A 7,797-nucleotide genomic window follows, 5' to 3' on the forward strand; every position below is an offset into this window, starting at 1 on the left:
CGGCCGCCCAGCTCCGGCAGGCCCGATGCCACTCCCAGGCCGCCGGAAAAAATCTAACGGGAGTCCGTCGTAGGCTTGACTTAGGCGCGTGGCACCAAACTCACCAATGTGCGGCATTCGTTTCGGCGTCGTCGTACATCCAAATTTTTTAGGAGTGGAAATGGCTGATCCCGCACGGGCTGCCAAGTTGGCGCAGCGGATTAAGGTTGTCGTCGCTGAGGCTTTGGGCCGGAGGGTGAAGGATCCCCGGTTGGAAGGCGTGACCGTAACCGACGCGCGTGTGACCAATGATCTGCAGCACGCGACCGTCTACTACACCGTCTTCGGCGACGAGGTGGCCCAGGCCGACGCGGCCAAGGGCCTGGAGAAGGCCAAGGGTGTGCTGCGCCAGGAAGTCGGCCGCAACATCACCGTCCGGTTGACGCCGACGCTGGAATTCGTGGCCGACCAGATCCCCGTGGTGGCCTCGAACCTTGAGGAACTGCTGCGCGAGGCCAAGAAGCGCGACGCCGAGGTTGCGGCCCTGGCCGCCAGCGCCAAGCACGCCGGCGACGCCGATCCGTACAAGAGCGACATCCCGGAGGACGTCGAGCTCGACGAAGACGACTTCGACGAAGAGGACACTGACCTCACCGCCGACGGCGACGTCGACGAGGACAGCAACAAGTAACCCCAGCACCGCCAGAACTGGCCGGACCCGGAAACGGGCCCGGCCAGTTCTGTGTCCGCCGGGGCTCCGGAGGACTTTGGACTCTATGCCCGGTCCCGGCCCGAGCGTCCCATGGAGGCATGACTGCGGGCAAGTGGAACGGCGGCGACCGGCCGTGACGACGACGCTCCTCAAGTGCCCCCAGTGCGGCACGACCAACCGCATACCGGCCGCTGCGGCCGGGCACCCGCGCTGCGGCAAGTGCCGCCGGGACCTGCCGTGGATTGTCGAGGCCGGCGACGCAGACTTTGCCCCCGTCGCGGAGCGGTCCCCGGTGCCCGCCCTGGTGGACTTCTGGGCGGCGTGGTGCGGCCCATGCCGGATGGTCAGCCCGGTACTGGACAAACTGGCGCAGGAACGGGCCGGCCGGGTCAAACTCGTCAAGGTGGATGTGGACAAGTCTCCGGAGCTTTCCCGGCGCTTCGATGTGCAGGCGATTCCCACCATGCTGGTGATCGCCAACGGCAAGGTCGTGGCACGGCAGGCGGGAGCCCCGCCGGCTGCTGCCCTGCGCAGTTGGCTGGACGGTGCGCTGGCAGCCCGGCCCGAAGGGAGCAAGCAATGACTGAAATCCTGCGCTACGAGGTCGGGTCGGGAACGGTGCTGGTGGAGGTCGAGGAAGGCAGCTTCGGCGTCGAACGGCCGGCGCGCAACGAACTCGGCATCCTCGACGCCGGCCGGCGGCTTGAAGACGCCCTTGCCGCGGTGAGGCCGGCAGCCAGGGCCGCTGCCGACGTGATGAGGGAGCTCGCTCCCGAACATCTGGAACTTCAATTCGGGGTGAAGCTGGCCGGCGAAGCGGGGGCCATCATCGCGAGGAACTGCTCCGAGGGACACTTCATCGTCAAGATGTCCTTCAGCGCGGCGCAGGCGCCGCTGCCGTTGCCGGAAGACGAAATCCGGCTTTGAGCCGGTAACCCTGATCCGGATCGGCCGGCGTCGCTGCCTCAGCGCCGCCGTCGGGCGCCCAGGCCGCCCAGCAGCGGGGAGCCCATCCCCAGCAGGAAGCCGAAGTCATACCAGTTGCCGGCCCGCCCCATGTTGTAGAAGGGGAACTCCCGCCAGGCCCCGAAGACGTGGGCGATCAGCACAATCCAGGCCGTGAGCCCGTTCCAGATGCCCCACAACAAGTCCTGCCACCACATGAGGTCCTCCTCCCGGGCCAGCCGCGCACCCGCCGTGAATCCGCCCGCACCCGCGTTTGGTCAGGCTACTGCCTGGCGCGCCCGGGCGGTAGGACTAGACGGCCGGGTCGCGGGCAGGGAGCCGGCCCAGGCCTTCCACAAGCTCCGCCTGGCTGCCGCACAGGGCAATCCGGATCCAGCCTTCGCCGATGGAGCCGAACGCGGTGCCCGGGGCGAAGGACACTCCGGAGTCCCCGAGGAAGCGCCGCACCCAGGCCCGAACGTCTCCGCCGCTGACGTGCGAGACGTCGGCCCAGAGGTAGAAGGCGCCCTGCGCGGTGAGGAACGGGATGCCCTTGGACTCCAGCACGGCGGAGGCGGCGTCCCGATTGGCCCGGTAATGCGCGTGGGCGTGGCTGACGTAGTCCTGCGGGCCGGTCAGGGCTGCCAGCGCGGCATACTGCGAGGGCGACGCGACGCAGGAAACGATCGCCTCCATCACGTTGTTCATCTGCTGCTCGATCCCCGGCGGGCAGATCAGCGCACCGATGCGCAGCCCCGTAAGCCCGTAGGTCTTGGACAGGGTCAGGGAGGTGAACACCCTGGCCTCGCCGGGAACGTCGCTGTCGAAGCGGGCCGGGCTGATGTGCGGTACGTCATAGGTGAAGGCCTCGTAGCACTCGTCCGAGATGATCCAGAGATCGTGCCGCCGGGCCAGCTCCAGGAGGCTGCGGGTGAGTTCCTCGCCCAGCACGGCCCCGAGCGGGTTGGACGGGGAATTGAGGATCAGGACCTTGGTCCGCGGCGTGATCAGCGCTTCGATGTCTTCGATCCGCGGCTGGAAGTCGTGGTCCGGGTAGAGCGGGTATCCGACCGGGACGGCATGCAGCAGGCTGGCCGTCATCGCAAAGGTCGGGTAACCCGGATTGGGGATCAGGATTTCGTCGCCGGGGGAGAGCAACAAGGTCATGGCAAAGTGCAGGCCCTGCTGCGCGCCGTCGACGACGTACACCCGTTCGGCGCCGACCGGCGTCGCATTGTGCTCGCGGAATCTGGCTGCGAAGGCTTCCCGCAGCGCCGGAATGCCGGCATTGGGGGTGTAGTTGGTCTCGTCACGGTCCAGGCAGGCCATCCCGGCCTCGAGGATGTGCCGGGGGAGGGCAAAGCCCGGCTCGCCGATGCTCAGCACGATCGCGCCGGGCGTGTGCCAGGCGGCCTCGGTGATTTCGCGGATCTGGTTGACGGGAACGTCGCGGACGTGGGCTGCAAGCTCGGGCATGTCTGCCATCCTAGCCGTGGCCGGCTGCCAGGCCCGGGCGTCCGCGCCGGGGGCCGTCCCGGCGCGGATATACTGGGAGGCGTGCTTTCTGGACTGGTAATAGTGGATAAGCCGCAAGGCTGGACCAGCCACGATGTGGTTGGACGGATGCGGCGGATCGCCGGTACCCGAAAGGTGGGCCACGCCGGAACGCTGGACCCCATGGCAACCGGGGTGCTGGTGCTCGGCATCAACAAGGCGACCCGCCTGCTGACCTACATCGTGGGCACCTCCAAGACCTACACCGCCACCATCCGCCTTGGCGAGTCGACCGTCACGGACGACGCCGAAGGCGAGGTCACCGCAACCCGCAGTGCCGCCGCGGTCACCGAGGAAGGCATCCGGGCCGGCGTCGCCGCCCTGACCGGCGAGATCCAGCAGGTTCCCAGCAGTGTCAGTGCCATCAAGGTCAACGGTGAGCGTGCCTACGCCCGCGTCCGTTCCGGGGAAGATGTGAAGCTCGCCGCACGGCCTGTGACGATCTACCGCTTCGACATCCACGAACTCCGCCGCACGCAGGACGGCGAAGCCCTGGACTTGGACGTGACCGTGGAGTGTTCCTCCGGCACGTACATTCGTGCCCTCGCCCGGGATCTCGGCGAGGCCCTCGGTGTTGGAGGCCACCTCACCGCCCTGCGCCGGACCCAGGTTGGCCCCTACAGCCTGGAGCAGGCGCGCACCCTGGAGCAGCTGGCCGAGGAATTGGACGTCCTGGAGATGTCTCAGGCAGCCCGGGCGCTCATGCCCAACCGGGAGCTCACGGCGGAAGAAACCACGGAACTGTCCTTCGGCCGCAGGATCGCGGCGGGTGCCGCTGCCGGCACGCCGGACGCCGCAACGCCGGAGAAGCCCGCGGCCGCGTTCGCGCCGGACGGCTCACTCGTGGCGCTGCTGGCCGACGCCGGAAGCTATGCCAAGCCCGTGCTGGTCTTCGCGCCGGACAATGAAAAACCGGCCGCCGGGAAGACTGCCTCCGTGACGCCTTCCTCCGCGCCTTCCTCCGCAGAGCCGGCGGGCTAGCCTTGGACGCGTATTTCTACATCATCCTGGTGGTAGGGCTGCTCTCCACCCTCCTTTGCGTCGGTGCCGGCATCCTGAAGAAGGCCCCGAACGATGCGACAATCCTCTCGGTGGCCGCCGTCGAACTGTCCCTGCTGGTCTATCTGGTGGGTTCGATTATCCGGGTCGCGTCGGGGGAGCACATCGCGGGGGAGCCCTGGGAGTTTTGGGGCTACTTGGTCACAGCGCTGATGCTCCCGGTCGGCGCGGTGTACTGGGCCATCCTGGAACGCACCCGGTGGAGCAATTTCGTGCTGGCGGCTGTCGGCGTCACCGCGCTGGTGATGGCGGCCCGAATGAACCAGATCTGGTACTGACGTGGAAGAGGCAAAGAAGAACATGACGGCTTCACAGCACACTGGCGGCGACGCCGGGACCACCGCCGGGCAGCCGAGCGAAACCGCCGCCGGGACCGCCCGCCCGGCGTCGAAGGATACCCGCAACACCGGACCGGGCCGGCTGCTGATTGCTGTCTATGCGGTGTTCGCGCTCTCGGCAACCGCCCGGGCCGGGTACCAGATCCTCACCAAGTTCTCCGAGGCGCCGCTTGCCTACCTGCTGTCCGCCTTCGCCGCCGTCGTCTACATCGTGGCGACCGTGTCCCTCGCGAAGGCCGGCCGGACCTGGTTCAAGGTGTCCGTGACCGCCGTCCTGGTCGAGCTGATCGGGGTTCTGGTGGTCGGAGCGCTCAGTCTTTTCGATGCGGTCAACTTCCCGCACGAGACGGTTTGGTCCTTGTTTGGCCGCGGCTACGGCTTCATCCCGCTGCTGCTGCCGATCCTTGGCCTCATCTGGCTTTACCGCCGCCGCCCGGCGCCCAAGCAGGCCTGACCCGGCTTTCCGCCCAACCGATGGAGCCCCCGACGTGGGGCTACTTGCCGTGCCCCGGCGGCGCCGAATAGTAAGCAGACTTGCCAAATACATAGTAAGCATGCTTATGGTAGGACCGGAGTGCGGCGTGTGATAGCCGCGCACCTTAAGTTTGTCCACCGGAGCGAGGGAGGCATCATGAGCATTGTGAACGCCGTTCCCCGAGCAACATGGGAACCGAAAAGAGCAGGCAAAGGGCGCCGGTCCGGGTGCCGCGGATGAGCGAGAGCGCGGACAATAATCCGGCCACTAAGAGGTGGCGGACGGATCAGCTCTTATCCATGGCCGCACGGGTGGTAGAGCGGCGCAAGGACCAGGCCCTGGCGGCGCTGGGCCTGTCGCACGCCGCCGTGATAGCCCTCCAGGGTTTGGCCGGGGGGCCGTTGAACCAGGAGCAGCTGGCGCGCCGGATCGCGGTCCAGAGCCAGTCCTTGGGGAAGGTGCTCGGCCGGCTCGAAGAGTCCGGCCTCGTCACCCGAACCAGGGACCAGCGCGACCGCAGGCAGTTCTCTGTGGCCCTGACGACGTCGGGTATCGCCGCGCTGGCGACTGCGCATCGGATCGAGCGCGACGCGCTTCCCGAGGACCTGGAGGGCTGGACCACGCTGCAGCAGGATCTTGCCAGGATACTGGCCGCCTTCGAGGTCCCGGGCCGGTACTGAGCGCTGCTCTTTCCTGCGGGGACACCCTGCTGTGATTGGCTGAGAGTCTTACTGGCCAGCTGCACGGCCCAGGCGTCCGTTCGACGGCGGAGCCGCTGGCCTTAGCGCCACGTGGCGCCGCCGTCGTCGTCGCTGGCGTTACTTGCCTGACGTGCCTGACGTGCCGGCTCCGTCACTATCGCGGCGGTCACCTTCGCGGGGAGCCTGAAGCCTGCGACGCAGCGCGGGCCACGCGGCCGCAAACCCCGGGTGGAGCTCTTTGTCGCCCACACCCTCAAGGCTGACCCACTGCAATTCAAGGCTTTCCGGGTCGCTAATGGCCGGTTCGAAGGGCTCGACGACCTGGGCGGCCACGGTCGTGTAGGACCAGTACCCGACGTCGAACACCGAGGTGAACAGCACGCGGACGGATTCGGGCGGTACCGCGGCCTCCTCGTTGGCCTCCCTGAGCGCGCCGTTGACGGCGTCCTCACCCTGATGCAGGGCGCCGCCGGGAAGTCCCCACGTTCCGCCCTGGTCGCTCCAGGTGGCGCGGTGCTGCAGCAGCACACCCTTCGCAGCATCATGGACGAGCAGTCCCGCGGAGCCGAAGCGGCCCCAGAAGCGGCCGTGTTCGCCTTCCACCCAGGCATCGCCGGGGTCCCGCGGTCCGAGCGGCCGGCGGGGCTCGAGGTACGGGTTGCGCGGGGGCGTTTCCTGCTCTTCCGGCTTTGCGCTTGCGGCCGACAGATCTTCAGCGGGGTCCTGTTGGGCTGGCTGCGGGGAGACTGAGCTGTCCATCCGGCTAGTCTGTCATGCCGCCGTCTGGCGGATCCGGGCCGCGTGTGAGCTGTTTCAAAATGTGTCCTACCCTCCTGCTTGGATTGGTCCATGGGAATCAGTGCCGCGGTCGCCTTTGCTCCAGGCGGCCGGGTGGTGATGTCCGGGGGTTTTCCGTGGCCGGTCCCGTGCAGGTTCCGCGCCGCTGCCGCCCCCGTCCTAAGAGGGCGACGGCTGTTCCGGTGCGGGCAATAATGTCGTAGGTCCACGGCAGAATTGATTCATGGGAACCAGTGCAGCCCTCATTGCTCGGCCGGCCGGCTGGCCGGGCGATGATGTCCGCCGGGGTCGGTCACTGCGTAGCGTTCTGGGACAGCTACGGGAGTTGACCGCGACGGCGGCCGGGGATGCGGCGCTGTTCGGGTTCGGTGAGGCCGTGGAGTTCGCCGCCGGGGTCGAAGAGGCTGCCCGGGCCTTGGAATACCTGCAGGTTGTTGCTGCCGGGGCGGTGAACCGGACCCGCAAGGAGGCTGCCGCCGAGAACGCCCCGGTCCTCGATGACGGCTACCGCAAGACCGGCGAGTTCCTGCGGGACCGGCTCCAGATCACCGCCGTCGAGGCCCACCGCCGGCTGGCCCTGGCCGGGGACGTGTTGCCGCGGACCGGGATCACCGGCCAGCCGCTCCCGCCCCTGCGCGAGGAACTCGCCGACGCCGTGGCCGCCGGTACGGTCCCGTCGCGGTCCGCGACCATCATCACCCTCGCCCTGGCCCGGGTGCGGCCGCTGTGCGATGCGGAGACGGCCGCCCGGATGGAACATGCCCTGACCCGGACCGCAGTGGAGCACGACCCGGATTTCCTGGCCCGGGTCGCGAGGCGCTGGACGGACGCGATCGACCAGGACGGCGCCGAACCCTCCGAGGAGGTCCTGCGCCAGTTACAGGGCGCGTTCCTCCGGAAACCCCGCCACGGCCTGCAACATCTGGAAATCTTCGCCACGACCGAACAGTTCGAACACCTGCTGACCGTGATGAACACCGCCACCAACCCCCGCACCGGCACCGAGGCTCCCGATGATGCGGCAACCGGGAGCGCGGGCAGCGAACCCGGCAGCGCGGCCGGCGGCGTGGCGGGCACCGAAGAAACACTGCTCGACCGGCGGTCGAGGCCGCAGAAATCCCTCGACGGCCTGGTCGGCGCCTGCAAAGTGGCCCTGGCTTCCGGCGCACTGCCCGCCACCGGAGGGCTCCGGCCCCAGGTCATGGTCACCATCGATTACCGCGACCTCCTCGAACG

11 protein-coding genes are annotated in these 7,797 nt (G+C 68.2%); 8 read left to right on the top strand and 3 right to left on the bottom strand.

Going from position 1 to position 7,797, the window contains the following annotated elements; all coding sequences use genetic code 11:
- The first annotated feature begins 160 nt into the window (after window positions 1–160).
- The 3 genes from rbfA (at window position 161) to AC1DGE_RS16760 (ending at window position 1,618) form a co-directional block, all read left to right on the top strand.
- Window positions 161–670, top strand: a complete 510-nt coding sequence (gene rbfA / locus AC1DGE_RS16750; protein ID WP_476893556.1) for a 30S ribosome-binding factor RbfA — start codon at window positions 161–163, stop codon at window positions 668–670.
- A gap of 154 nt (window positions 671–824) precedes the next feature.
- Complete coding sequence (gene trxA / locus AC1DGE_RS16755) at window positions 825–1,274, top strand: thioredoxin (protein WP_476917855.1); 450 nt, start codon at window positions 825–827, stop codon at window positions 1,272–1,274.
- On the top strand, window positions 1,271–1,618 hold the full coding sequence (locus tag AC1DGE_RS16760) for a CU044_2847 family protein (protein ID WP_441419362.1): 348 nt from the start codon (window positions 1,271–1,273) through the stop codon (window positions 1,616–1,618). The genes trxA and AC1DGE_RS16760 overlap by 4 nt, the downstream gene beginning before the upstream one ends.
- Before the next feature lie 38 nt (window positions 1,619–1,656).
- Here AC1DGE_RS16760 and AC1DGE_RS16765 read toward each other — a convergent pair whose 3' ends face one another.
- Both AC1DGE_RS16765 and AC1DGE_RS16770 read right to left on the bottom strand, forming a co-directional pair.
- Window positions 1,657–1,854 carry a hypothetical protein gene (locus tag AC1DGE_RS16765; protein WP_175323187.1) on the bottom strand — a complete coding sequence of 66 codons (198 nt, stop codon included), beginning with the start codon at window positions 1,852–1,854 and terminating at the stop codon, window positions 1,657–1,659.
- Between the two features lie 94 nt (window positions 1,855–1,948).
- Window positions 1,949–3,112: a pyridoxal phosphate-dependent aminotransferase gene (locus AC1DGE_RS16770; protein ID WP_476893558.1), complete on the bottom strand. Its 1,164-nt coding sequence runs from the start codon at window positions 3,110–3,112 to the stop codon at window positions 1,949–1,951.
- Between the two features lie 81 nt (window positions 3,113–3,193).
- On the opposite strand from AC1DGE_RS16770, the gene truB reads away from it, so the two are divergent.
- From truB to AC1DGE_RS16790, 4 genes are all read left to right on the top strand, one after another.
- Window positions 3,194–4,171: a tRNA pseudouridine(55) synthase TruB gene (gene truB, locus AC1DGE_RS16775; protein WP_476893559.1), complete on the top strand. Its 978-nt coding sequence runs from the start codon at window positions 3,194–3,196 to the stop codon at window positions 4,169–4,171.
- A 2-nt stretch (window positions 4,172–4,173) separates the two neighbouring features.
- Window positions 4,174–4,527, top strand: coding sequence for a hypothetical protein (locus AC1DGE_RS16780; RefSeq protein WP_476893560.1), 354 nt, complete (start codon window positions 4,174–4,176; stop codon window positions 4,525–4,527).
- 22 nt (window positions 4,528–4,549) lie between these two features.
- Entirely contained in the window at window positions 4,550–5,041 is a 492-nt protein-coding gene (locus tag AC1DGE_RS16785) for a hypothetical protein (protein ID WP_441419366.1), read from the top strand.
- Between the two features lie 320 nt (window positions 5,042–5,361).
- Window positions 5,362–5,742, top strand: a complete 381-nt coding sequence (locus AC1DGE_RS16790; RefSeq protein ID WP_441419367.1) for a MarR family winged helix-turn-helix transcriptional regulator — start codon at window positions 5,362–5,364, stop codon at window positions 5,740–5,742.
- Between the two features lie 138 nt (window positions 5,743–5,880).
- On the opposite strand, the gene AC1DGE_RS16795 is transcribed toward AC1DGE_RS16790, so the two are convergent.
- The gene (locus AC1DGE_RS16795; protein WP_441419371.1) at window positions 5,881–6,471 is read right to left on the bottom strand and encodes an NUDIX domain-containing protein; all 591 of its coding nucleotides are present in this window, start codon (window positions 6,469–6,471) and stop codon (window positions 5,881–5,883) included.
- A 415-nt stretch (window positions 6,472–6,886) separates the two neighbouring features.
- On the opposite strand from AC1DGE_RS16795, the gene AC1DGE_RS16800 reads away from it, so the two are divergent.
- Window positions 6,887–7,797 (top strand): DUF222 domain-containing protein (locus AC1DGE_RS16800; RefSeq protein ID WP_476917856.1); only part of this gene is annotated, 911 nt, incomplete at its 3' end.

This window comes from Arthrobacter sp. 05N425 (assembly GCF_056397125.1).

Bases quoted from the DNA above. Each gene is read 5' to 3' on its own strand.
- AC1DGE_RS16790 (WP_441419367.1), top strand. From the start codon at position 5,362: ATGGCCGCACGGGTGGTAGAGCGGCGCAAGGACCAGGCCCTGGCGGCG.
- AC1DGE_RS16770 (WP_476893558.1), bottom strand. From the start codon at position 3,112: ATGCCCGAGCTTGCAGCCCACGTCCGCGACGTTCCCGTCAACCAGATC.
- AC1DGE_RS16785 (WP_441419366.1), top strand. From the start codon at position 4,550: ATGACGGCTTCACAGCACACTGGCGGCGACGCCGGGACCACCGCCGGG.
- AC1DGE_RS16760 (WP_441419362.1), top strand. From the start codon at position 1,271: ATGACTGAAATCCTGCGCTACGAGGTCGGGTCGGGAACGGTGCTGGTG.
- rbfA (WP_476893556.1), top strand. From the start codon at position 161: ATGGCTGATCCCGCACGGGCTGCCAAGTTGGCGCAGCGGATTAAGGTT.
- AC1DGE_RS16765 (WP_175323187.1), bottom strand. From the start codon at position 1,854: ATGTGGTGGCAGGACTTGTTGTGGGGCATCTGGAACGGGCTCACGGCC.